The sequence below is a fragment of the Commensalibacter sp. B14384M2 genome, assembly GCF_016101865.1.
Classification (GTDB): Bacteria; Pseudomonadota; Alphaproteobacteria; order Acetobacterales; family Acetobacteraceae; genus Commensalibacter; species Commensalibacter melissae.
Map to the genome: position 1 here is coordinate 130,678 of NZ_JACFPS010000001.1, position 23,461 is coordinate 154,138.

A 23,461-nucleotide genomic window follows, 5' to 3' on the forward strand; every position below is an offset into this window, starting at 1 on the left:
AATTTTTAGTAAGGGAATACTAGTCAAAGATTATTGCATAGTGTTACGCATTTAATATTTTATTAGAGGCTTCAAAACTTTTGAAGCCTCTAATAAATAATATTATCTTGATTTTCTACGAAGAAAAGCTGGTATATCTAGGCTTGCCTCTTCAGTTGAAGATTGACTTTTCTGGTCATTTTTGTTGGAATCCTCATTATTAGAGACAGAGGGTTCATTCTTTTTTTGATGATAGGAAGGTGAACAATTATTGCTTCTTCCTCGTAAGGCACCGGTAACAATACCAAAAAGACTGCGTGAGGGAGCAGTGTTAGTTTCGGGTTCCTGATGACGTGAATCTGAAAATAAACCTGAACGTGGTGATGTTTTTGACACACGTTCTGGGACAGAATCAGGGGAGGGAGGGATTGGATCATCAGAAAAATTTGTTTGATTCTTTTCTTTCGATTGATCAAATGATGCTTTGGTCTCAGATGATACATTTAAAGAAGATTCATCCGATTTTTTTTCTGTATCAAACTGTGTCTGATTATTTTCAGAAGGTATATCTGTTTGTGCGTTATCTGAATCTTTTGATTGTGCGGTATCGTTTGAAGATATCTGGTGCTCTTGTTGTACAGTTTGAGATTGCTTTTCATATTGCACCGGGCTGTCTATGCCGGTTGCTACCACTGATACACGAATTTTTCCTGTCAGGTTCTCATCAATGGCGGACCCAAAAATAATATTGGCATCTTCGGCAACTTCTTCACGAATACGGTTGGCTGCCTGATCGACTTCAAACAGAGTCAGATCATCACCGCCTGTAATGTTAATCAACAATCCTTTTGCCCCAGCCATAGACGTATCTTCAAGCAATGGATTGGAAATGGCTTCCTCTGCTGCACGGATAGCCCGATTTTCACCTTCCACCTCTCCTGTTCCCATCATAGCCTTACCCATTTCAGCCATGACTGTTCTGATATCGGCAAAATCAAGATTGACAAGTCCAGGCGACATCATAAGATCTGTCACCCCTTTAACCCCCATATACAACACTTCATCCGCCATTTTGAAAGCATCTTTCCATGTTGTATTTTCAGTTGCTGTACGGAAGAGATTTTGGTTTGGGATTACGATCAGCGTATCAACAAATTGTTGAAGTTCGGCAATGCCAGCTTCCGCCAATCGAGCCCTGCGAATTCCTTCAAAGGTAAAGGGTTTAGTGACAACTCCGACGGTCAGAATTCCACGTTCACGTGCCATTCTTGCAATGACTGGTGCGGCACCGGTTCCTGTTCCACCACCCATCCCAGCAGTGATAAAAACCATGTGAATATTGTCAAGATGCCGGGCTATTTCATCAGCGGCTTCCTCTGCAGCTGCGCGACCAATATCCGGTTTTGCACCAGCTCCCAGCCCTTGGGTTAGATGGGGACCTAATTGAATACGATTATCAGCATGACTGTTCATCAATTGTTGCGCATCTGTATTGGCAACAACAAATTCTACGCCTTTCAAATGCAATAAAATCATGTTATCCACAGCGTTGGTTCCCCCTCCACCAACACCAATAACAGTAATACGAGGGGTGAAATCTTCATAAGCGGGCTGTGGAATCGTTAAATTGAGTGTCATGAATGTCCTCGAACCGATATTTCGTAAACTATGTGTAAGGTTACAATGGAAAGTTACTATTATACAAAGAAAATATTTATATGTGTATCCTTATAAACTCAATTATTTTTTTAAGGAAACCATTGTTTTTTTTATTCGAGAAATCGAGATCCGCAAGGGTTCTTCCCTCGCCAGCCGCCCAGCAGAGTAAACCGGCAGCAGTAGAAAAGGCAGCCGAGGTTGTACTATCATTGGGTAATCCTATAATATTGTTGGGTTTTCCCAAGCGGATTTGACGGTTCAGGATACGGGCTGCTAAGGGACCGAGTCCTTCAAGTAAAGAACCTCCTCCCGTTAATACAACCCTGCCATTTGCTGCTTTGCCAATATTTGAATTATCCAGGCGGTCTCGAATCAATTCAAGTGTTTCTTCTATCCGTGGCCTGATAATAGAAATAATTCTTGATAGCGGAACTTTTGTCATGATTTCGTAATCATCGTCACCGATCATTTGAATGGGCAATTGCTGATATTCGTCGTTATAGGAATACTCAGCACTGCCATATTTAGTTTTAAGCCATTCCGCTGTATCAATTGAGGTTGAAAGAATACCTGCTATATCCCTGGTAATATGGGATCCACCAATCGGAATTTGTGAAGTGTAGAGAAGTTGATTGTCGCCGAAAATGCCAATAGAGGTTGTTCCGCCACCCATGTCCACAATAGTGGCGCCTAAATCCCTTTCGTCTGGTGCCATTACTGCCAGTCCAGCAGCTAGAGGGGTGGATATGATGCTTTCAATTTCCAATTCAGAACGCATTAAGACAGTTGCCAGATTTTTAAGGGATGTGGCGGAAGTGCTGATAATATGTAATGTTGTACTCAGTATTTCACATTGATGTCCTCTGGGATCTTCAACTCCAGCGGTCTCATCAACATTAAAACTTAGAGGCAAGGCATGAATAATTTCACGACCTTCGACTTGGGCTCTCAAAATTCCTTCGTTAACCAACCGGTATATGTCATGATTGGTGATTTCTCTTCCGCCAATTGGCCATTCGATATTGTAAAGCTGGCTGTCAGGTTTACCGCCAGAAAGATTTACATAAATTTTATTTAACCGACGCTCGGCTGCTTCTTCTGCCTGTCCAACGGCTGAACGGATTGCACGTTCAGCACTTTTAAGATTAATGATACCACCTTGTTTTACGCCATGAGAGCGTCTCCATCCATATCCCAGAACTTTTAGTTTTCCGTTGGATTTACCCTGTCCAATTAGACAGGTGATTTTTGTACTGCCAATATCCAATACACCGAAAACACCGGGTAAAAATTGTTTTTGCGCGGGTAAGTCGTCAGGGGGAAATATATTACTCTTTACTAATTGCCTGGATCGGGCAATAGCGATGGTTTGCTTTGCATGATTGGGGGAATTTCTTTGACTTGTTTTATAATTCAGTTGTTTCATGCACTTAACCATTTCCTCAAGAATTACATTATACCAGAAAAGATTTGATCAAGGTGTTTTTTCGTCATTGTCATTAGAGGGTTCCGGATTATCATTTTCAGGATTGGGTGGTGTCGGTTCTTTATCTTTTAGTATGATTAAGCGGTCGGGAAGACGCAAATCAATATGTTTCAGGGGACGATCCAGTAACTGGAACTGTTTTTCATATTGAATCAGTCGTTGAATGGCAGCAATTTCCTGATTTTCGGGAAGTAAAATGATTGTACCATTCTTCAAATTTAGGTTCCAGCGTCTATTCCCGATTCTTACGGCTGCCACCATACGATTTTTGATATCTGGATAAACGGATAAAATGTCGATCAAATCGGAAGCTGTTGTATTTGCACCAATACCGACAACCAAGGGAAGTTTTAAAAAAGCCTGTCCATCTTTTCCATTCATTCCCTGATCGTTGACAATGTTTCCTTTTTTATCAATAAGTTTGAATTTTCCTTGGTTTTGCCAAACGGCAAAGGGACTGCGTTCAATAATGTGGACAATTAAAGTATCTGGTAATTGACGTTTGATAACGGCATAATTGACAAAAGTTAGGCCATTTAGGCGTTTCTGGGCATCTTTGATGGAAAAATTAAGGATCGGATCACCAATATTGATACCAAGGGCCTGTTTTATTTCATATTCAGTGGTCAGTTTACAGCCATCAATAATGATATGAGCCAGTTTCATCGGAACAAGTTTGGCTGTTTTTGTTCTGAAAAGTGAAAATTCCTGTTCCGATGCGAACTTATAAATGGCCCATCCACCCCCGATAAAAAGCCCAAGGATGATAAGAAGAAAGAAAAAGGGACGAAGCATTCGCTTCAAACGGCGATAGGCTATTTTTTGTTTTGAGGGACGATCATCCTGATGATTAGGTCGCCTTTTTAAGTACGACATTTTGCTTTTTCCACAAGATGTGAACATAGTTCGGGATAGGTTATCCCACAAAAGGCGGCTTGTTCTGGCAGCAGAGAAGTTTTGGTCATGCCGGGTTGTGTATTTACTTCCAGAATATACAAATCACCAGGTTGGTCTTGTGTTTCATTGTGATTATCGTACCGAAAATCAGTGCGGGAAACAGAATCACATCCTAGAATCTTATGAGCTTTTTGCGCATAATCTAACGCTGTCTGAAAAGCTTGCGGATGTATAACCGCGGGGACAGTATGGGTTGATTGTCCAGCTTGATATTTTGCGTTATAATCGTAAAAAATATGTGTTCCAGATGATATATCGGTTACGGTAAGGGCTTTGTCATCAAGCACGCAGACTGTTAGTTCTTTTCCTGGAATAAATTGTTCAATCAGGGCCTCTTGACCAAAGATCCATTCCTTTATGATTTTTTCACGTTGTTTCTGTCGGATACTGGCATCGTTTGATTGGATGATATGAACACCTACAGATGATCCTTCTTGAATGGGTTTTACCACATATGGAACAGGAAAGGGATCCCCTGAATCCAACAGCGTGATAGGAACAGATTTACCTTTAGCTATCGGAAGACCGGCTTCATGAAGTAAAATACGGGTAATCTTTTTATTCATCGCGATTGCTGAGGAACATATATTTCCATGGGTGTAGGGTATATTCAACCATTCCAAAACACCCTGAATGGCTCCATCTTCGCCAAAGTTTCCATGCAGAGCATTAAAAACAACATCGGGACGGTTTTTGGTCAGTGAATTGACAATTTCATTTAAATTATCGTTGGCGATTAAATCCGTTACTTCATAGCCTGCCGTATTCAATGCTTCGATTATATTCTCACCACTGGCCAGACTGACTTCTCGTTCAGATGATAATCCTCCCCGCAGAACGGTTACTCGTTTAGCTGACATACTTATTTTCCCTTTGAGCATAAGGTATTCCGATACGTTTTATTTCCCATTCAAGTTCAATACCAAAATCGTTGAAAACCCGTTTTCTTAATTCCTCGCCTAAATTTTCAAGATCGCCAGCTGTCGCTTCCCCTGTATTGATTAAGAAATTACAATGTTTTTCACTGACTTTCGCCCCTCCCATGGTAAGTCCTCTGCCTTTAACCATATCGATAAGTTCCCAGGCCTTGTAAGAGGAAATATTCGGTGAGGGGTTGCGAAAAGTGGAACCACCTGTTCTTGAATGAATTGGCTGTGAATTTTCGCGTTGAGCTTTTATTTCGCCCATTGTTTTGTGTATGGTATCTTTGTTGCCGGGTTTACCCCGCAATCTTACACGAGTGACAATACCATCGGGTGGTAAAACAGAATGACGATAGCTTAATTTTAGGTCAGATGAGGAAAGACGGAATAAATCTCCGTTTCGAGTAAGTATTTCTGCCCAGTCCATAATTGTTGCAATATCGGAACCATGGGCTCCTGCATTCATTTTGACTGCCCCTCCAATACTACCGGGAATACCACTCAAGAATTCCATACCTGTTAAACCAAGCTGGGCGGCATATTCCGCGATTGTCATATCCAAACAAGCTGCACCTGCAACAAGTCCTTCACGGTCGGGAATAATTTCATGAAATCCCTTGCGCAATTGAAAACTTATTCCTTGAAGCCCACCGTCACGAATAAGAAGATTAGAGGTGGCCCCTATGGTAAAATAAGGCCACTCCAAGGGCATTGTTTTAAGAATATAGGCAAGATCTTCCGTGTCTGCGGGGTTGATAAGGATTTCGGCATTACCTCCTACACGAAACCAGCTTCTGTTTTTCAACGGGGCATTGTAGGTTACGCGTCCCCTCAGTTCGGGTAATAAATCGGAAATTGCTTCTTTGGTGAAAAGCCCCGTAGACATTAATTTTATCCTTTATTTCATTTTTTTTGTAAGGCTTTTAATTGTTCGGGCAAAGCATGGGCCCAATTTGTAATGGAACCTGCTCCCAAACAGATAACGAAATCTCCAGGTTCGGCAATTGCATTAATCATTTCTGCCAATTGATCATGTTGGGGCAATGCAACGACAGATTGATGTCCATGCGCTCGCAACCCTTCAACAAGCGCTTCTTTATTGATACCTGGAATAGGAGTTTCTCCTGCTGGATAGACATTAGCAACAATGACAGTGCTAGCATCATTCATGCAGGAGCAGAATTCGGGAAATAAATTTTGTAATCTTGAATAACGGTGTGGTTGAATGACTGCAATGACATTATGAGTGGTTGCCTGTCTGGCAGCTTTCAAAACCGCTGCAATTTCGACGGGATGATGTCCGTAATCGTCAATAATGGTAATTTTGTTGACTTCCCCGACACGAGTAAAACGACGTTGCACTCCCTTGAAACCGGCAAAGGCAGAACGAATGTTGTCTTCACTGATATCCATTTCCAAGGCTACGGCAATAGCGGCAAGGGCATTTTGTACATTATGCTGCCCGAGCATTGGAATACGGAACGGACCAAGATGTCGATTGATCTGTTTTTGCCGATCTGTAAAGACAACGTTAAATGTTGTTCCTAACTTATCCATAATAACCTTTTCCGCCCGCACATCAGCTTGTGGGGAAAAGCCATAAGTAATGAGACGACGGTCTGAAAGTCTGGGTAACATTTTTTGGACGCTGGGATGATCAATACATAAGACAGCAAAACCGTAAAAGGGGATATGGGAAACAAATTGCTGATAGGCATCTTCCATGGCCTCGACTGTTCCCCAATGATCCATATGTTCTGGATCCATGTTGGTAACAACTGCTATAACAACGGGGAGGCGAAGAAAGGAGCCATCACTTTCATCTGCCTCAACAACCATCCAGTCTCCAGATCCCATTCTTGTGTTGGTACCGTATGCTTCAATTATTCCGCCATTGATAACTGTTGGATCAAGTTTGGCATATTCGAGCAATGTTGCGATAAGGCTTGTAGTTGTTGTTTTTCCATGAGTTCCGCCCACAGCAATTGACCAGCGTAACCGCATAAGTTCCGCAAGCATTTCCGCTCTTTGTACAACAGGTATAAAATGAGCCCTGGCTTCTATAACCTCTGGATTGTCTTTATTAATGGCAGAAGAGACAACAACAACTTGAGCTTTTCCAAGGTTTTCCGCCCTATGACCAATTTTGATCGGAATGCCTAATTTACGCAGTCTTTCCACATTAGCGTTTTCCGCAATATCAGAACCCTGAATATGATAGCCTAGATAATGTAGAGTTTCAGCAATACCGGACATGCCAATACCACCAATACCGACAAAATGAATGATACCAATTGAAAGAGGAAGGGATCTCATGAAAATGCTCTTGTTAAATGAAGTTAGGATGATAGATTTGCAACAGATCGCTCTATTAAATCAGCCAGATTTTTTGCCGCATTGGGATAGGCAGTTTTATGGGATAAGGCAGCTTTTTGCAATTTTTCTGGATGGCTGAACAAATCATTAATTAATTGCGTTAGGTTTGCAACAGTAAAATCAGGTTGATTAATCAACCATGCCGCTCCTTCTTTCTCAAGAATTTGGGCATTATAATACTGTTCTTTGTTGGCGGCATGGGGATAGGGAACTAAAATAGCTGGACGGTTAGTCAGGGCAAGTTCTGCCGTGGATGATCCTCCTGATCGGCCAATTACTAGGTGGGCTTTTTGCAAAAGATCTCCAATGTTCGTTAAAAAAGGTGATAGCTTTGCTTTTATTTCGTTTTTCTGATAATATCGGGTTATTGTTTCAATATCTTCTTGACGTACCTGTTGCGTGATGCGCAGTTTTTTACGTAAGGATAGAGAGAGATTTCCCAAAGCGTAAGGAACAATTTCACCAAAAATTCTTGCTCCTAAAGATCCTCCCCAGATTAATAGATGAATTGTTTCTTTAGGAGGTTCATAAACGGATGGATAAAGGGAGGTGATATCAGGTCGCACGGGAAGACCGGTCACTACTATTTTATCAGAATTGGAAAGCCCTTTCGTGACAGGAAAAGATGTCGCTATTTTGGTGGCGAAAGGTGCAAGAAAGGCATTGGCCTTGCCAATAATCGCGTTACCTTCATGAAGAATGATGATGGGTCTATTTTTTTTGGACAATAATCGTGTGGCAAAAAGAGGCGGAATGGAAGGATATCCACCAAACCCGACAATTGCAGAAACGTGATTCTGAACCAGGATCTTTCTTGCCTCGATAATCCCCTTCATCAAGGAAAAGGTATTACCTATTTTTTTCATTATTGTTTTTTTGTTGATGCCTGCACTATCAATAACGAATTGACGAATGTCATGCCATGAAGGCAATTCTCGATCTTCAATCCTTTTATCCGTCATAAAAACCACAGGATAATCTCGTCTGGTGAGCTGTAGGGCAAGGGATTTGGCTGGGAAGAAATGACCGCCTGTTCCCCCTGCGGCAATGGCTATAGCAGGTTTGTTCATTGAACTAAATTTCTCTTACTGAATGGCTGGAAACCATTTTTTGAAAATTTGGGGGCTTCTATCCTGTGTCTTGTCAAAGCAAGCACCATACCAATGGCCAATGCAACAGACATGGCGGATGAACCACCGTATGAGATGAAAGGTAAGGTCATGCCTTTTGTTGGAATAAGGTGAAGGGTAGAGGCCATGTTGATAAAAGCTTGTAATCCAAAACCGGTAATGATGCCTGTTGTTGCCAAAATGATGAAAGGATTGTCTTCCTTGATCATTTTTAACAAAGAACGTACAACAATGAAACAGAATATTAAAATAATAATCATGCAAACAATCATTCCGTATTCTTCACCCGCAACAGCAAACACAAAATCAGCATGTGCATCGGGCAAGAGATCTTTCACGCGTCCTTCACCCGGTCCACGTCCCATCATTCCACCATTTCCAAACGCACGCAGAGCGGTGTCAATCTGATAATGATCACCAACATTGGGATGAAGAAAGCGTTCAACACGAGAACGTACATGTGGAAAAACGGTATAGGCACCGATAAAAGCGGCAATCATGGCCCCAAAAGCAGAAAATACCCAAAACAGGTTGAGACCATTTACGAAAAGCTGGGTTAGCAAAACAGCGGTAATTACGACAAGCATGCCGATATCGGGTTGAGATTTTAAAAGGAAAAGGATAACACCATAAAAAATAAAAGTTATGAGAAGATTAGGAATATAAAATCGTTTGTTCCATCGAGTTAAAAACCAAGCCGTTAAAACCGCAAAGCAGGGTTTTAAAAATTCAGAAGGCTGGACAGACATCATTGGTAAGGCAATCCATCTACGGGCCCCCTTGATTTCCATACCATGAACAAGGGTATAGGCGGTTGCCAGTATGGCGATAAAACTTCCAATAATTCCAAGTCTTTTTATCCCCTCCACAGACAGCATTGAGGTAACCATGATAATCAGGGCTGCAATGCTCAGGAACATGATCTGTTTAAAGATAAACATGTCTCGTGATGCTCCAATTCTCTGTGCAACGGCCGGGCTAGCGGCCAGCATTAAAATATAGCCAAACCCGATCAACAAACCGACACTTCCCAACATCCAATGATCGATATTTCGCCACCATCGTGCCAGTAATGAATTATCGAGACGGGAAACATTGGACATGATAAATTTCCTAATCGTTTAGGGTTTGACGGAATGATGTTTCTAGTTGATTGACAAGTTGAATAAACACATTCCCTCTTTCCTCAAAGCTATCAAACTGGTCAAAGCTGGCACAGGCAGGAGAGAGCATTACAGTACGAATATGATGTTGTTTGGCAAATGCAAAAGCGAGAGGGACTGCTTGATCAAGTGTGTGAACAATCTGGTAATGGACATGATATCTGTCCAGGGTTTTTGCTAGCAGTGGTGCATCTTTACCAATCAATAAAGCGAATTTTATTTTAGAAAAATAGGGTGCAAGATCGTCTATTCCTTTAGTCTTGGCCAATCCACCAGCAATCCATACGATTTTATTATAGCAGGTAAGTGCCTTCGAGGTCGCATCTGCATTGGTGGCTTTACTATCATTGATAAAAGTCACTGAATCAATGGTCGCGACAGGTCGCTGTCGATGGGCAAGTCCATTAAAAGAATTAAGACTTTCCGCTATCTGTTGCCGTGCAACGCCCAAAGCGAGGGCCATTGCCGTTGCAGCCGCAGCATTCTGTGCATTGTGTTGCCCTGGAAGAAGCCTTGCTTGATTTAAATCGGCAATAATGCCTTTCTTGTCTTGCAGAAGATGCTGATCAACCCAAAAATCGGCATTGATATCTTTTTTCCCAGATATTTTTTTAACGGGAATATCATTTTGGACAAGCCGTTTCGCAATAGATTTACAGTAATCATCCTCAATTCCAATAACTGCCATATCCTGTTGATTTTGATGATCAAAAATATGATATTTGGCTTGAACATATCCTTTCATGTCTCCATGCCGTTCAATATGATCTGGCGTAATATTTAACAAGCATGCAATATCTGCTTTGAAACTGGATAAGCGCTCAAGCATATAGGAGGACATTTCAAGAATGTAAACACCATCGTCCTCCAAATATGGAAGAGATAGGGATGCCGGTCCCAGATTACCTCCTGCTACAGATGGTATTTTAGCTTCTGTTAGAATATGGTTTAGTAAAACTGTGGTCGTTGATTTACCATTTGTTCCAGTTATAGCCACGAAACGTGCTCGGGACCCTGATTTTTTGATAGCTTGATATAAAATCTCTGCATCTGAAAAAATAGGAATTGCATTCATCCGAGCAATTTCTGCAACAGGATGGGGTTTTGGTAAAAAATGCGGAATACCAGGAGATAAAATTAAGGCATTGAAATTTTCCAGGTTTTTAAAAGGTGCAAGATGGGGCTTTAACTTTTCAGGGATTTGCTGGCGAGCTTTGGGTTGATCATCCCAGACCTGTATTGTTGCACCCATTTGCAAGAGACGTTGGGAAGCGGCAATGCCATTTTTACTTAACCCTAAAATGGCGTAATGATTATTTTTGAATAAATCTTTTGAGAAATCCATTTTAACGCAGTTTCAATGTTGCTAAACCAATAATGCCTAAAATAATGGAAATAATCCAGAAACGAATGACAATTTTTGATTCGGCCCATCCTTTTTTTTCAAAATGGTGATGTAAAGGTGCCATGAGAAAGATTCTTGTTTTAGTTTTTTTATACCATGCGACTTGAATAATGACGGATAGCGTTTCAATTACAAATAAACCGCCGACGATACACAAGACCAGCTCATGTTTTACGGCAACGGCAACAGATCCAATGGCGCCACCCAATGAAAGAGAGCCTGTATCCCCCATAAAAACAGAAGCCGGAGGGGCGTTAAACCATAAAAATCCTAGTCCTGCCCCTATGACAGCAGCACAGAATATGGCCAACTCCCCAGTTTTAGGAATAAAATGCAATTGTAGATAATCGGCAAAAACACTATTTCCGACAATATAGGCAATCAGCGCAAAAACAAAAAAGGAGATAACAACTGGAACAATGGCAAGCCCGTCAAGTCCATCCGTGAAATTAACCGCATTACCAAAACCACTTATGACAATCATCCCAAAAAGAGGGAAAAAATAGCCTAATGGAATAAGGACATTTTTAAGAAAAGGAAGCGCTAGGTCATTGGCCATTCCTGAAGGGGTCAGTTGTTGTAAAAAATAAGTTGCAACCAGTGAGATTAAAAATTCCCCGCCCAAACGTGTGCGTTTACTTAATCCATCACTGTTATGTTTTGCCAGTTTTTTATAATCATCAAAAAAACCTATCAGGCCAAATCCAAAGGTGACAAATAGTACGATCCAGATAAATCCGTTGGTCAGGTCAGCCCATAAAAGCGTTGAAATTAATAAAGTGGATAAAATTAAAATTCCTCCCATAGTAGGAGTTCCTGCTTTTTCTTTCAAATGCCGTTCCGGGCCAAGGGCACGAATGGGCTGACCTTCACGCTGAATCTGGTGAAGTTTGGCTATTATATAGGGACCCAACCAAATGCTAAGGAAAAAAGCCGTGAAACAGGCGGCAACAGCACGAAATGTTATATAACGAAAAAGATTAAGTAAAAAGGCATAGGCCAGCCCATGATGCATAATCAGATCATATAGCATTAATTTTTCCTTTGATTCATTTTTTGAGTTAACGCCCTAACAATTTTTTCCATATGCATTCCATGACTTCCTTTTACCAGAACAGTGTCTCGATCTTGCAATTGCTGATGAATGAAAGGGATTAGCTCTTCTGCATTTTTACACCATTTCCCTTGTATAGATCGGGGAAGTTGATCAAATACAATTTTCATTGAGGAGCCGCAAGTAAAAACAAGATCAGAATTCTGTATAATACTGGGAATCAAGGAGAGATGCTCCTTTTCGCTATGTTCATCCAGTTCGAATATATCCCCTAAAACTGCGATACGTCGTTTGGGACTCAATAATGTCAGGGTTTTTAATGCGGCCTGAATTGAAAGGGTTGATGCATTATAGCTTTCATCTAGAAGAATTCCTGTTTTATCTATCAAAGGTAAGATTTCTCCTCGTCCTGACCCAGCTGTAAATTGATGCAGGGCGGTAATTGCCTGTTGCAAATCGAGTTTCAAGGAGAATATGGCACCGAGTACAAGGGAGGCATCATGAATGATATGTTGCCCGGGAGACGCAAGAGAGACGGAAAAGATTTCATTAACTGTTTTAAATTTGAAGATTGAATAATCTGCACCAAGATTTATGGACTGGATTTGAAAATCAGCCTTTTCTGATAAACCTGTTCTGTAAAGATGAACATGATATTGCATTGCTCGTTTTTCAAATAAAGTGAAATCATAAACTGTTTCAGGCAGAATAAGGATGCCGTTTTTTGACAGAGCGGTGATAATCTGGCTTTTTTCCTCGGCAATTGCATCCAGGGTTTTCATCAATCCAAGATGGGAGGATGATACCGTAGTAATAATTGCTATGTCAGGTTTAACCATGGCAGCAAGGGGGGCTATTTCGCCACTGTGGTTCATGCCAATTTCACTGATACAATAGTCGGCATCAGAGGGAAGTCTTGCCAAAGTGAGAGGAACGCCCAGATGGTTGTTATATGAACCTTCGGCAGCATGAATTTTTCCAAAAGGCTGCAAAGCGTTTTTAAGCATTTCCTTTGTTGTGGTTTTACCGACACTTCCAGTGATCGCTATGGCTTTTCCATGAAAACGCTGTCTAGCATAAATCCCCATTTTTGTAAGGGCATGTAACGTATCCGAGACAATTAAAAAGGGTAATTGACTGTTGAATTGGGAAGGAATATGCGTGACAATGACACAAGACGCTCCATTGGCAAGAGCCTGTTGAATATAGTCATGACCATCGCTATTTTCACCTGGAATGGCAATAAAGATATCCCCGGGTCGCAAGGTTCTGGTATCAATGGAGACACCCGTTCCATGTATGGCCTGATGAATGGATAAGGTACCTCCAGTGGCCTGGATAAGATCAGTTTCGTTCCAAAGGAATGTCATAAATATCTCATATATTTCTGTACTATTTTTACATCATCAAAAGGATGGATAGTATTCCCGATAATCTGGCCTTGTTCATGCCCCTTACCAGCAATAACTAAAATATCGCCAGGTTGAAGTTTTTTAACTGTTTGTGCAATGGCCTCTTCTCTGCCAGCGATTTCAACGGCCCGTGGAAAACCTTTTTTAATTTCATTACGGATCAGTGCGGGATTTTCATGCCGGGGATTATCATCCGTAATAATGACATGGTCTGCATATTTCCCCGCCTCAAGAGCCATCAGAGGGCGTTTGCCTTTGTCTCGGTTCCCACCTGCCCCAAATATAATATATAACTCATGATGAACATGTGGACGCAAAGATTGTAAAAGATGGGTCAATGCATCAGGTGTATGGGCATAGTCAACATAAACAGTTGCCCCATTTGGTAAGATGGCAGCCTGTTCCATGCGTCCTTTCACGCCTTTTAGTTTTGGAAGTAGAGGAACAAGGGATTCAAGATGTTCAGAATCTTTTGCGATAAGTGCCATAGAAAGTAGAATATTATCTATCTGGTAACGGCCAAGTAAAGAGAGGGTTGTTGTAACACGGTTTCCTGAAGCTGTTTTATATGTTATTTCCTGACCATGGGGTAAGGGTTTAACATGATTTAGACGCAAAAAATTTCCTTTGATGCCAACCAGTCTCAATTGTTGTTTTCTTTTTTTTATTATATTTAATAATGTTTCAAGAACGGATGCATTCATATCACTGTTCAATGCGGCAATGGCATTTGATGGTAATATATCTGTAAATAATCTTTGTTTTGCCTGAAAATATGCTTCAAAACTGTGATGGTAATCCAGATGATCCCGGGTTAGATTTGTAAAAGCTGCCGCTTCTAATTCAATATTGTCAAGCCGGTATTGAGCCAATCCATGTGAAGATGCTTCCATGGCAACATGTGTTACATGTTTTTCGGAAAGATTTTGCATAATTTCATGTAAAATAATAGTGTCAGGTGTGGTTAATACCGGTCCTGTATAATGATAGCCAGCATTATTGAGAACGCCCAAAGTGCCAATTGAAGCGGATTTCAGATTTTCCAGTTCCCATAACTGTCTGGCAAAATCGACGGTGCTTGTTTTACCATTTGTACCTGTAACCGCTATTTTATGATGGGGTAACTTCGGGTAAAATAAGGAAGTTATTTTTGCTATCACTTGACGGGGATTATTACAGTAAATGGGAACGCACTGACTCGGCAAATCCATGTTTGACCCATTGGGCAAGAGAATCGTATTGGCTCCATTTTCAATGGCCTGTTGAATGAATGCTTGTCCATCAAGCTGATTTCCAGGCAAAGCGGCAAAAAGAAAATCTTTTTGCACTTTCCTGCTATCCAGTGCAATTCCCCTTATTTCATGATTGGGGAAATAATCGGGAATATTGATATAGGATCGTAATGTATCAAGTGAAATCATGGTAAAATGAAACTGATTATTCTGAAGGGGAAGAGGATGATATATTTTTGTGTCTAGATTTTGTTTTTAATGCGGATTTTGTTTGTCGATTAAGGCGAGGATCGCCCGGATCATTTCCTGGACCGAGAGCTTTTACTCCTTTAGGAACTGCAGGACGTAGAGGAATGGATAACTCATTATCTATCCTTCCGGCATTCTTTATATCTGGAAATAATCCAAGCATGGGTCCAATACGTGCAATGATTTTGGATACAGTTGGTGCCGCATTCCATCCGGCTGTTGTCCAACCATGGGTAAATTTGGTTGGCTTTGGACTATCCAGCATGACATAGACAGCATATCGGGGATTGTTCATCGGAAAAACAGCAGTGAAGGCTGATACATTGACATGTTTTAAATAACCCCCACCTTTTCCCACTTTTTCACTGGTACCAGTTTTCCCTCCTACAAAATAACCTGGAACCTCTGCGTTTTTGCCCGTTCCCTGTGTAACATCTAAACGAAGTATTTTCCTTAGAATAAGGGAATTTTTATCGGAAATAACTTTTTCTCCATCAGGTATGTCAGTTCTAGATGAGGTTGGATCAATAATTACCGGAGGCATTGTCTCATCCTGTCTTGATAATAGAGTGGGCCTGATCAGGTAACCGTCATTCACTGTTGCCGCGGTTCCTCGAACAATGGCTAAAGGGGATTGTGCGATACCGTGACCAAAGGCGACAGTCATGATGGTGGATATTCCCCAATTTCTGGCAGAGGGCACCAAAGGACGACCTGATTCGGGTAGTTCAATTGGAACGCGTGCTAAAAAACCCATTCTTTGTAACCAGGCACGCTGTTTTTCTCCCCCAACATCAAGGGCGATGTGTGCAGATGCAGGGTTTGAGGAATAGGCCAATACTTCAGGTAAGGAAAGATAGGGAGCAAAATGATCTGTTTTCAAGTCGTGAATGGTAAAGCGACCCACCCTGACTGGTGCTGTTGCAAAACGGTCCCAAATATGTATACCGCCAACCTCCAAAGCCATAGCTGCGTTTTGAAGCTTAAAGGTTGATCCAGGTTCGTACATCCCGTTTGTGGCGCGATTGAATCTTTGATTTGGGGGGGCTTTATTGAAAAAATTTGCGTCATAATCGGGTAAACTCACCATTGCCAGAATTTCTCCGGTATGAACATCCATGATAATACCGCATGCAGCTTCTGCCTGAAAAGTTTGCATCGCTGCCTCCACTTCTTCCTGTACCGCGGTTTGAACATGTGTATCAATGGATAATCTTAAAGAGGAATGATCGTTCATCAAGCGCTGGTCAAGATATTTCTCAATACCTGCAATACCGTGATCATCAATATCCACGCTGCCGAGAATATGGGCTGCCAATCGTCCTAGTGGATAATGTCTGCGTTCGCCACTTTCAAAATAAATTCCTGGAATGCCAAGGTTATTGATATCAATTTCCTGTTTTGGAGAAATATCGCGAGCTATATAAACAAACTGTTTTTTAGACGAGAGTCTTTGAGTGGTTTTTTCAAGATTAAGATTGGGAAGAATAGATTTCAGTTTTTGAGCAACATCGTCAGGGTCAATAATTTCGATAGGATTTGCATATAACTGTGCCACGGGGAGAGAAATAGCCAAAATCTGTCCATTTCTGTCAATAATAGAGGCTCTGTGGATTTGAGGTAACGAAAAATCTCCAGCAATGGTTCCTTTTGGATCGCTAATTGGAATTGGGGGAACCTGAGGAGCGATTTGCTGTTTTTGAGGGGGCAAAGGTGTTATGATGGTTGCGAAAATTAATTTTAGCATAACCGCGCCATAAATGACGCAGAAGCCGCATGCTGTGATAAATAAGCGAAGTCTGGTTTTATCTATTTGATAGGTATTAATTTTTTTTTTTTGATTTTTTTTTCTTTTTTCAAAAGATTGTCTATAAGGTTGACCCTTTTGTGAACCTTTTCCATAATTTATCATTTATTTTAACTTTATAGAATTCATTGAGAAAAAGGAACAGGTGCGGGTAGGGAATCATCAGCGTCGTTCCCAAAGGCTGATTCAGAATGATAATGCTGTTTTTGTTTGCTGTTTTGGGCGATTTTTACCGGCGGCGCATGTTTTGGTTTTGCTTTGGTCGATACGACGGTGAGTATTTCTTTTTTACCGATAGTGCCATTGTTATTCTTTTCTTTTACAATTGACATCGGCTCGGAACTGTCAGCAATTGAAAATGCAGGTCGAACTGCAGGTTTATGAGCGGATTTTTTGATTAAGGCTGTTGTTTTGATATTTTTTTTATCAATTCGTGGGATATCAGGGAAATCATTGGTTGCTAGATTTTCTTCATCATCCCTAACATTTTGAACGGGTTTGGTTCTGATAGGAGGTTTTTTTATGTTTTTGTTTGAAATATTATCAGAGGAATCAATTGTATTGTTCGTTTTTTTAACAGTGTAGATTTCGGGTTTTCTGGAAGGGGAATTGAAGGATGCAGATTGGTTTTTTTCATCCGAAGTGCTCGGTTTTGTTGGGGAGTCATGATGTTGTCTGGTCGTATTACTTGAAACAATAGCAGGTTCGGGCTTGTCATCAGGGTTGCTCAAGGTTTGTCCATGATTATTAGCGACTGCAAGGAGCAGCTGTTTGCGTGTTTTATCCTCGATCTGTTCCTTTTGAATGGGAGGAAGCACATTGAGCAAGGATGACATTTGTACAAATTGAGTGGGAGCCAAAGGGTGCAATTTTGGCAGAAAGTTGTTGGCCAGAGTTTTTAAACGGTCAGGCTGATTAAGTAAAGTCCATTCTGTCCGTAACATTGCTGTCCGGGCTTTTAGCCGTTCCGTATCATGCACAATTTTGGCGATTTGATGATCCAGTACGGTGGTTTTATGTTTTTGAGTGTACAGTATCATTCCAGATAGGCCGGCAAGTACTGAGCAAAATAACGTTAATGGACGGATTATCATCAGGATATACTCCTTGTTTTCTGCCCTGAAAGACGTTTAATGGCTCGTAATTTCGCACTTCGTGAACGGGGATTTAAAAGGGTTTCATGTTTTGAAGGGCGAAGAGGCTTATGGGTTAGGGATTCAAACTTAATCAGTTCGGATTTTTGATGTAGGGATTGAGGATGATGTCTTGAAGGACTTGCAATATTGCCAGTTGCCTGATTCATGATTTCTTTGACAATACGGTCTTCCAGGGAATGAAATGAGACAACGATCAGTTTTCCATCTGGTTTAAGAAGGGAGAGTGCACTTGTTAAGACTTGCCTGATTTGTGTCAATTCATCATTGACGGCAATTCTTAGCGCCTGAAAAGATCGAGTTGCGGGATTAATTTCATTTTTTTTGGACGGAACAACCCTTTTAATCAGGTTTGCCAGTTGTTGTGTTGTTTCAAAAGGTTTTTCAAGTCTATCCTGAATGATGGCTCGAGCGATACGACGTGAGAAACGTTCCTCACCATAATACCATAGAATATCTGCCAATTCGGTTTCGGACAACTGGTTAACGAGATCAGCCGCAGTTTTTCCAGATTTACTCATTCTCATATCCAGCGGTCCATCAAACCGGAATGAAAAACCTCTTTCTGCCTCGTCCAACTGAAAAGAGGAAACTCCCAGATCAAGAACAATACCATCCAGAGATTGGATGTTATTTTCATGAGCAAGCGTTTCAAGTTGAGCAAAATCTCCCTGTAAAAGACGAAGCGTGGGATAGTCGTCTACAATTTTTTGTCCTCGCCTGATGGCATCGGGATCACGATCAATTCCCCATACATTGCAATTGGCAGCGGAAAGAATGGCCTTGCTGTACCCACCTCCACCAAAGGTTGCGTCAATATAAACCGCTTCGGATTTTGGTTGTAAAAGGTCAATTACTTCGTTAAGCATGACGGGGAAATGACCATTGATATCAATTGCTAAATAATTGTCGGCCATGATTATTGGTCCGCTTGCTCAGTTTTAGCCTTGGCGGCGTGTGGCAGAATGACCATTTTTGTTCGTTTAAGCACGGATTCATAATGTTTTTGTGCGGCTACAGGTTCCCAAATTTGGAAAATTGTCCCAAGTCCCATAAAAGTGACCTTATTGGTCAGGTTGGCATGTTGTTTTAGAATGTCAGGAAGGATAATCCTTCCCTCACGATCAACTTCAATAGGCCAGGCCTGGGCGTAAATAAGGGTTGCGAGGTCATTATGTTCCGTTGAAAGAATGTTGACATCATCCAATACGGCGGTCAGTTTGTTGAAAATGGCAAATGGCCATCCTTCGATACAGGGTAAAGTATGAGAGGGGCGAAGAATAAAGGAAAGTTCTTCCTTGGTGGTTTTTTCTTTGCGTAAATTTAAACGGAAATTTGCTGGAATAGATACTCTTCCTTTGGCATCCAGTCGATTTTGATGTGATCCAAGGAACAAATTCATTACAGGCTATCCCAGATTTAATTTGAATTGATATTGATTTTTGCTTTTGTTTTACATTATAGCCTTTGGGATATCATGGGTAAATATGGGAGGTCAAATAATTACGTTGGAAATCACTTTTATTTCATGAAATCATGATTGAGATGTATATGAAGTATCGTTAAAATGCCGTAAAAATTATAGTTTTGCATCTTGATGGAAATTTATGGATAAAATTAAAATCAGATAGCGTGTAAGCCGGGTTCTGTTTTTATGAAACATAAATGATGATCATTCATCTTGAATACGATTCGCACCGTATTTCATGCAACCAACCCAGGTAACAGGGCGGAAAAACCCTGATTTAACTGTAAATCTGTTACCTCTATTAGGTTTTGCTCCCGGTGGGGTTTACCATGCCATTCCTGTTGCCAGTCATGCGGTGTGCTTTTACCACGCCTTTTCACCCTTACTTGCATTTATAAATAAATTGGCAAGCGGTTTGTTTTCTGCGGCACTTTCCCTAAGGTCGCCCTCGCCAGTCGTTAACTGGCACCGTTTTTCCGTGGAGCCCGGACTTTCCTCTATTTACGATGCAGATCATGTAAATAGCGATCATCTGGCTATCTGATGGTGTTAAGATGTCGCTATTTCGTGCAAAAAGCAAGATGATTTTATAAAATATCCAACAGGTAAATGATTTTAAAGCTGCATTATGGATGTGAAACTAAAATTTTCCCCTTCTGGGTTTTCACCAATACGAAGAATTCCGGGTTTTAAAATTTTATAGGGGGGAACGGGAAGGTTATAAGGTGCTGGAACATTGTTATATACTCTTCCCGCCAAATCAAATTTAGATCCATGACACGCACAATTATAATATCCGCCAAGTGAATTTCCCAAATTAAGGCTCGGAATACATCCGAGATGCGTGCATACACCAATCAAAACCGCAATTTCTGGCTGAATTGATCGGTGCCAGTTTCTTGTATAGGGAGGTTGTTGCAACTCTTTACTGCTTGGATCACGTAAACGGATCAAAAGTTCTTTGTCTTGTAAAAGTGCAAGTGTTTTGGCTGGACGATGAAGAATAAATACGGCATGTCCCTGCCACATAACGGTAATTTGCTGACCCTCTTTAAGCGAGGAAATATCAACATCCGTGTAATTATGAGTGATGGTGGTATTTTGAGTGTTTAAACTGTTTATAAAAGGCCATGTGCAAACCACACCTCCTACCGTTACTGAACTTGCGGTAAGCAGGGTTAGGAAACTACGACGTGGTACAGTAGGGGGAGAGGAAGATTGATTCATTATGAAAGTTGATATAATGATTATTTAATGAAGCGGATAAAAATGATTGGGTGTATTTTTATCAATTTGTATATTACCATTTCGCCTATTAACACGAAAGGTAAAAATTGTCGGAAAATTCTTTCTTGTATTCAGACATTCCTGATTGTGTTTTTCATGAATTTCAACATTTAAAATTGTTGATCCATCATCATTGTTGATCACGGGAATTAAGCATCTAAGAGGGATTTCTGTTAGATTTTTATCTGTGATGGTCTGTTTTAGATATTTTATTACAGATTGATTATTAGACCAGTCGATTTTCTGTCTTACAAACTGATCGGTCAATTGATCCAACCAACCCATTTCTTGGCAAAAAATAATACCGCCAGATAAGAGTAGCGCAACAATCACGCGTTGTATTATCCTTTTTTTTAAAGAGTTTCTTGATGGAGGAAATGCAGGTCTATCGGATTTTGTCATCAGTTTTTCAGATTGATTAAATAATGGGATTATATAATTAAGTTAAAAAATGAAACTGGATAATCAATATTGAGACTTTAATTTAATTCAAAATGAAGTCGTTGCAAAGATCATCAAAATAGAATGGAAAAGATAAAAACAAAAACCATGAATTCATTCTATAAATAATTTTTAGGTAGTTATTAATAAGTAAAAATTCATTAACATCTATCCATCTTATGGATTAAGTTTTTTATCTTTAAATGCAGTTTTTTAACCACCATGACTTGAATTGATAAAATCATGGTGATCAACAATCACTATTCTGTCATATTTTCGTGCCAAATATGATTTGCCCGATCTAATAGGTCAAGAGCTTCTTGTGGTCCCCAGCTACCAGCCTTATAATATGTCAATGGGGTTAGATTTTTTGCCCAACCATCAAGAATGGGTTCTATCCAGCGCCATGAAGCTTCGACTTCATCACGACGGATGAAAAGAATGGGATCCCCTTTGACGACATCCATCAAAAGCCCTTCATAGGAATCGGGGTAGCGGATATGAAAGGCTGTAGGAAATTCGATATTGATTGAGGTGCTGCGTAAATTCGTATAGGTTTTTTGTGGATCCTTGATTTGCAGGGATAATGAAACACCCTCGTCTGGTTGAATACGAATCACAAGGCGGTTCGCTTTTGGTGGCGTGGCAAAAAGATTCCAGGCAGAGGGTTTGAACTGAATAATGATTTCACTGACCTTTTTTGCAAGCCTCTTTCCTGTTCTCAGGTAAAATGGTACACCTCCCCAACGGGCTGTATTGATTTCGGCTTTTAAAGTAATGAAAGTTTCTGTATTGCTTTGATCCTTACCAAGATCCTCAAGATATCCGGGTATTTTTTCATTTTTGTAAATGCATGATGTATATTGGCCGCGAACAGTATTATTCTTGATATCCTGTTCCGTCATGGGTTTTAAAGAACGAAGGACTTTTAACTTTTCATTTCTCAGGTCATCGGCATTTAATGAAATGGGAGGATCCATGGCCACCATACATAAAACCTGTAAAAGATGGTTCTGAACCATATCCCTTAATGCGCCAGCTCCATCATAATATCCACCCCGTTTACCCACCCCTACGGTTTCAGCAGCGGTGATCTGGACGTAGTCAATGGCATCCGAATTCCAAAGCCGTTCAAAAACTGGATTGGCGAAACGAAGGGCAATAACATTCTGAACAGTTTCCTTGCCAAGATAATGATCAATACGGTAGATATTGTTTTCAGGGAAATGCTTGCCAACACGCTGGTTGATCTCTTCGGCAGTTTTTAACGAGGTTCCAATGGGTTTTTCAAGGATTATACGGGTTGTCGGAGTGATCATTTTTTTCAATGCAAGATTGTCACAAATATCACCATACAATCTTGGTGCAGTCGCGAAATAAAAAATGCGAATATCATTAGCCTTGTTATGTTCGAATTTCGCTTGCAGTTCTGGCCAGTTGCTATCAGCTTCTGCACCATTTAAGCTGACGTAGGAAATAAGATTTAAAAAATTTCTAATATTTTCTGGGTCTTGATAGGATTCTTGAACAAATTCAACCAATCCGTCACGAATGCGTTTTTTAAAATCATCGTCTGTCAAAGGTGATCTTGCTGTACCGATAATACGAGTTTGGGGTGGAATTTGTTTGTCCAGATAACGATAATACAATGCGGGTAATAATTTCCTTGCAGTTAGGTCACCTGTTGCCCCAAAAATGATAATATCAAAAGGCGCATAGGCTTGTGTCTGTTCCATAAATTTGGTCTCTCTACATTCTATAAAGTTTAATTTTTGAATATTATTTTGAATCGTATATATTTTGTAAATCTACTCTGTAATATTTTTTTTGATAGTAACATGGTTTTCAAAACAGGAAAAAATATTCTTTAAATTTTCAAAGGATTAAAATTTTCATATTCTGAGGCTATTGGCGATTGACCTGGCATGCAGGGTTACGTAATGAATAGAAACAGCTTTAAATATATTTTAAAAAAATCAAAATAGGAAAAGTGGATGAATGAATTTGATAATAAACCCGAAGTCGGAGGGATCGCCGTTGATCGTCTTCGGACAATTGTTGAACGTATCGAGCGTTTGGAAGAGGAGCGAAAAGGGTTGGCAAATGATATCAAAGATATTTATGCTGAGGCAAAATCGGCGGGATTTGACGTTCCTGTAATCAGAAGGATAATTCGGGCACGTAAACAGGAGCCTGCTGAAGTGGAAGAACAGGAAACCCTTTTTGATGTTTATCGTCGTGCATTGGGTATGTAGTAGAATATAGATTTAATAAAATTG

At 40.5% G+C, this 23,461-nt stretch carries 20 protein-coding genes and 1 other RNA gene; 1 reads left to right on the forward strand and 20 read right to left on the reverse strand.

Annotated elements, in window-relative coordinates:
• Window positions 1-102: 102 nt before the first annotated feature.
• From ftsZ to zwf, 20 genes are all read right to left on the reverse strand, one after another.
• On the reverse strand, window positions 103-1,617 hold the full coding sequence (gene ftsZ / locus H3R33_RS00585) for a cell division protein FtsZ (protein ID WP_198184512.1): 1,515 nt from the start codon (window positions 1,615-1,617) through the stop codon (window positions 103-105).
• Window positions 1,618-1,693: 76 nt separating this feature from the next.
• A complete protein-coding gene (gene ftsA, locus H3R33_RS00590) occupies window positions 1,694-3,064 on the reverse strand; it encodes a cell division protein FtsA (protein WP_198184513.1) in 1,371 nt (456 codons plus the stop codon).
• A 48-nt stretch (window positions 3,065-3,112) separates the two neighbouring features.
• Window positions 3,113-4,000, reverse strand: a complete 888-nt coding sequence (locus tag H3R33_RS00595; protein ID WP_198184514.1) for a cell division protein FtsQ/DivIB — start codon at window positions 3,998-4,000, stop codon at window positions 3,113-3,115.
• A complete protein-coding gene (locus tag H3R33_RS00600) occupies window positions 3,988-4,941 on the reverse strand; it encodes a D-alanine--D-alanine ligase (RefSeq protein WP_198184515.1) in 954 nt (317 codons plus the stop codon). The genes H3R33_RS00595 and H3R33_RS00600 overlap by 13 nt, the downstream gene beginning before the upstream one ends.
• On the reverse strand, window positions 4,931-5,890 hold the full coding sequence (gene murB / locus H3R33_RS00605) for a UDP-N-acetylmuramate dehydrogenase (protein ID WP_198184516.1): 960 nt from the start codon (window positions 5,888-5,890) through the stop codon (window positions 4,931-4,933). The genes H3R33_RS00600 and murB overlap by 11 nt, the downstream gene beginning before the upstream one ends.
• Window positions 5,891-5,907: 17 nt before the next feature.
• Window positions 5,908-7,320, reverse strand: coding sequence for a UDP-N-acetylmuramate--L-alanine ligase (murC, locus tag H3R33_RS00610; RefSeq protein WP_198184517.1), 1,413 nt, complete (start codon window positions 7,318-7,320; stop codon window positions 5,908-5,910).
• Window positions 7,321-7,343: 23 nt separating this feature from the next.
• A complete protein-coding gene (murG, locus tag H3R33_RS00615) occupies window positions 7,344-8,450 on the reverse strand; it encodes an undecaprenyldiphospho-muramoylpentapeptide beta-N-acetylglucosaminyltransferase (protein WP_198184518.1) in 1,107 nt (368 codons plus the stop codon).
• Window positions 8,447-9,613: an FtsW/RodA/SpoVE family cell cycle protein gene (locus H3R33_RS00620; RefSeq protein WP_155565831.1), complete on the reverse strand. Its 1,167-nt coding sequence runs from the start codon at window positions 9,611-9,613 to the stop codon at window positions 8,447-8,449. The genes murG and H3R33_RS00620 overlap by 4 nt, the downstream gene beginning before the upstream one ends.
• Before the next feature lie 10 nt (window positions 9,614-9,623).
• The gene (murD, locus tag H3R33_RS00625; RefSeq protein WP_198184519.1) at window positions 9,624-11,018 is read right to left on the reverse strand and encodes a UDP-N-acetylmuramoyl-L-alanine--D-glutamate ligase; all 1,395 of its coding nucleotides are present in this window, start codon (window positions 11,016-11,018) and stop codon (window positions 9,624-9,626) included.
• Between the two features lies 1 nt (window position 11,019).
• Window positions 11,020-12,111, reverse strand: a complete 1,092-nt coding sequence (gene mraY / locus H3R33_RS00630; RefSeq protein ID WP_110438465.1) for a phospho-N-acetylmuramoyl-pentapeptide-transferase — start codon at window positions 12,109-12,111, stop codon at window positions 11,020-11,022.
• Window positions 12,111-13,502 (reverse strand): UDP-N-acetylmuramoyl-tripeptide--D-alanyl-D-alanine ligase, encoded by a 1,392-nt coding sequence (gene murF, locus H3R33_RS00635; protein ID WP_198184520.1) that lies wholly within the window; start codon window positions 13,500-13,502, stop codon window positions 12,111-12,113. The genes mraY and murF overlap by 1 nt, the downstream gene beginning before the upstream one ends.
• Window positions 13,499-14,965 carry a UDP-N-acetylmuramoyl-L-alanyl-D-glutamate--2,6-diaminopimelate ligase gene (locus H3R33_RS00640; protein ID WP_198184521.1) on the reverse strand — a complete coding sequence of 489 codons (1,467 nt, stop codon included), beginning with the start codon at window positions 14,963-14,965 and terminating at the stop codon, window positions 13,499-13,501. The genes murF and H3R33_RS00640 overlap by 4 nt, the downstream gene beginning before the upstream one ends.
• A gap of 16 nt (window positions 14,966-14,981) precedes the next feature.
• A complete protein-coding gene (locus tag H3R33_RS00645) occupies window positions 14,982-16,937 on the reverse strand; it encodes a penicillin-binding protein 2 (protein WP_198184522.1) in 1,956 nt (651 codons plus the stop codon).
• Window positions 16,938-16,957: 20 nt separating this feature from the next.
• Window positions 16,958-17,926 carry a hypothetical protein gene (locus H3R33_RS00650; RefSeq protein WP_198184523.1) on the reverse strand — a complete coding sequence of 323 codons (969 nt, stop codon included), beginning with the start codon at window positions 17,924-17,926 and terminating at the stop codon, window positions 16,958-16,960.
• The gene (rsmH, locus tag H3R33_RS00655) at window positions 17,926-18,903 is read right to left on the reverse strand and encodes a 16S rRNA (cytosine(1402)-N(4))-methyltransferase RsmH (protein ID WP_198184524.1); all 978 of its coding nucleotides are present in this window, start codon (window positions 18,901-18,903) and stop codon (window positions 17,926-17,928) included. The genes H3R33_RS00650 and rsmH overlap by 1 nt, the downstream gene beginning before the upstream one ends.
• Window positions 18,904-18,905: 2 nt before the next feature.
• Window positions 18,906-19,388 (reverse strand): division/cell wall cluster transcriptional repressor MraZ, encoded by a 483-nt coding sequence (gene mraZ / locus H3R33_RS00660; RefSeq protein WP_122123948.1) that lies wholly within the window; start codon window positions 19,386-19,388, stop codon window positions 18,906-18,908.
• A gap of 217 nt (window positions 19,389-19,605) precedes the next feature.
• An RNA gene (gene rnpB, locus H3R33_RS00665) (RNase P RNA component class A) lies at window positions 19,606-19,998 on the reverse strand.
• 71 nt (window positions 19,999-20,069) lie between these two features.
• Window positions 20,070-20,681 (reverse strand): ubiquinol-cytochrome c reductase iron-sulfur subunit, encoded by a 612-nt coding sequence (gene petA, locus H3R33_RS00670; RefSeq protein ID WP_110438458.1) that lies wholly within the window; start codon window positions 20,679-20,681, stop codon window positions 20,070-20,072.
• Between the two features lie 24 nt (window positions 20,682-20,705).
• Window positions 20,706-21,143 carry a hypothetical protein gene (locus H3R33_RS00675; protein ID WP_198184525.1) on the reverse strand — a complete coding sequence of 146 codons (438 nt, stop codon included), beginning with the start codon at window positions 21,141-21,143 and terminating at the stop codon, window positions 20,706-20,708.
• A gap of 299 nt (window positions 21,144-21,442) precedes the next feature.
• On the reverse strand, window positions 21,443-22,918 hold the full coding sequence (zwf, locus tag H3R33_RS00680; protein ID WP_198184526.1) for a glucose-6-phosphate dehydrogenase: 1,476 nt from the start codon (window positions 22,916-22,918) through the stop codon (window positions 21,443-21,445).
• 258 nt (window positions 22,919-23,176) lie between these two features.
• Between zwf and H3R33_RS00685 the strand changes: the two genes are divergently transcribed.
• Window positions 23,177-23,437 (forward strand): DUF2312 domain-containing protein, encoded by a 261-nt coding sequence (locus H3R33_RS00685; protein ID WP_110438455.1) that lies wholly within the window; start codon window positions 23,177-23,179, stop codon window positions 23,435-23,437.
• Window positions 23,438-23,461 lie beyond the last annotated feature (24 nt).

Excerpts from the sequence above, each read along its gene's own strand:
- ftsZ (WP_198184512.1), bottom strand. The coding sequence starts at position 1,617 with ATGACACTCAATTTAACGATTCCACAGCCCGCTTATGAAGATTTCACC.
- ftsA (WP_198184513.1), bottom strand. The coding sequence starts at position 3,064 with ATGAAACAACTGAATTATAAAACAAGTCAAAGAAATTCCCCCAATCAT.
- H3R33_RS00595 (WP_198184514.1), bottom strand. The coding sequence starts at position 4,000 with ATGTCGTACTTAAAAAGGCGACCTAATCATCAGGATGATCGTCCCTCA.
- H3R33_RS00600 (WP_198184515.1), bottom strand. The coding sequence starts at position 4,941 with ATGTCAGCTAAACGAGTAACCGTTCTGCGGGGAGGATTATCATCTGAA.
- murB (WP_198184516.1), bottom strand. The coding sequence starts at position 5,890 with ATGTCTACGGGGCTTTTCACCAAAGAAGCAATTTCCGATTTATTACCC.
- murC (WP_198184517.1), bottom strand. The coding sequence starts at position 7,320 with ATGAGATCCCTTCCTCTTTCAATTGGTATCATTCATTTTGTCGGTATT.
- murG (WP_198184518.1), bottom strand. The coding sequence starts at position 8,450 with ATGAACAAACCTGCTATAGCCATTGCCGCAGGGGGAACAGGCGGTCAT.
- H3R33_RS00620 (WP_155565831.1), bottom strand. The coding sequence starts at position 9,613 with ATGTCCAATGTTTCCCGTCTCGATAATTCATTACTGGCACGATGGTGG.
- murD (WP_198184519.1), bottom strand. The coding sequence starts at position 11,018 with ATGGATTTCTCAAAAGATTTATTCAAAAATAATCATTACGCCATTTTA.
- mraY (WP_110438465.1), bottom strand. The coding sequence starts at position 12,111 with ATGCTATATGATCTGATTATGCATCATGGGCTGGCCTATGCCTTTTTA.
- murF (WP_198184520.1), bottom strand. The coding sequence starts at position 13,502 with ATGACATTCCTTTGGAACGAAACTGATCTTATCCAGGCCACTGGAGGT.
- H3R33_RS00640 (WP_198184521.1), bottom strand. The coding sequence starts at position 14,965 with ATGATTTCACTTGATACATTACGATCCTATATCAATATTCCCGATTAT.
- H3R33_RS00645 (WP_198184522.1), bottom strand. The coding sequence starts at position 16,937 with ATGATAAATTATGGAAAAGGTTCACAAAAGGGTCAACCTTATAGACAA.
- H3R33_RS00650 (WP_198184523.1), bottom strand. The coding sequence starts at position 17,926 with ATGATAATCCGTCCATTAACGTTATTTTGCTCAGTACTTGCCGGCCTA.
- rsmH (WP_198184524.1), bottom strand. The coding sequence starts at position 18,903 with ATGGCCGACAATTATTTAGCAATTGATATCAATGGTCATTTCCCCGTC.
- mraZ (WP_122123948.1), bottom strand. The coding sequence starts at position 19,388 with ATGAATTTGTTCCTTGGATCACATCAAAATCGACTGGATGCCAAAGGA.
- petA (WP_110438458.1), bottom strand. The coding sequence starts at position 20,681 with ATGAATCAATCTTCCTCTCCCCCTACTGTACCACGTCGTAGTTTCCTA.
- H3R33_RS00675 (WP_198184525.1), bottom strand. The coding sequence starts at position 21,143 with ATGACAAAATCCGATAGACCTGCATTTCCTCCATCAAGAAACTCTTTA.
- zwf (WP_198184526.1), bottom strand. The coding sequence starts at position 22,918 with ATGGAACAGACACAAGCCTATGCGCCTTTTGATATTATCATTTTTGGG.
- H3R33_RS00685 (WP_110438455.1), top strand. The coding sequence starts at position 23,177 with ATGAATGAATTTGATAATAAACCCGAAGTCGGAGGGATCGCCGTTGAT.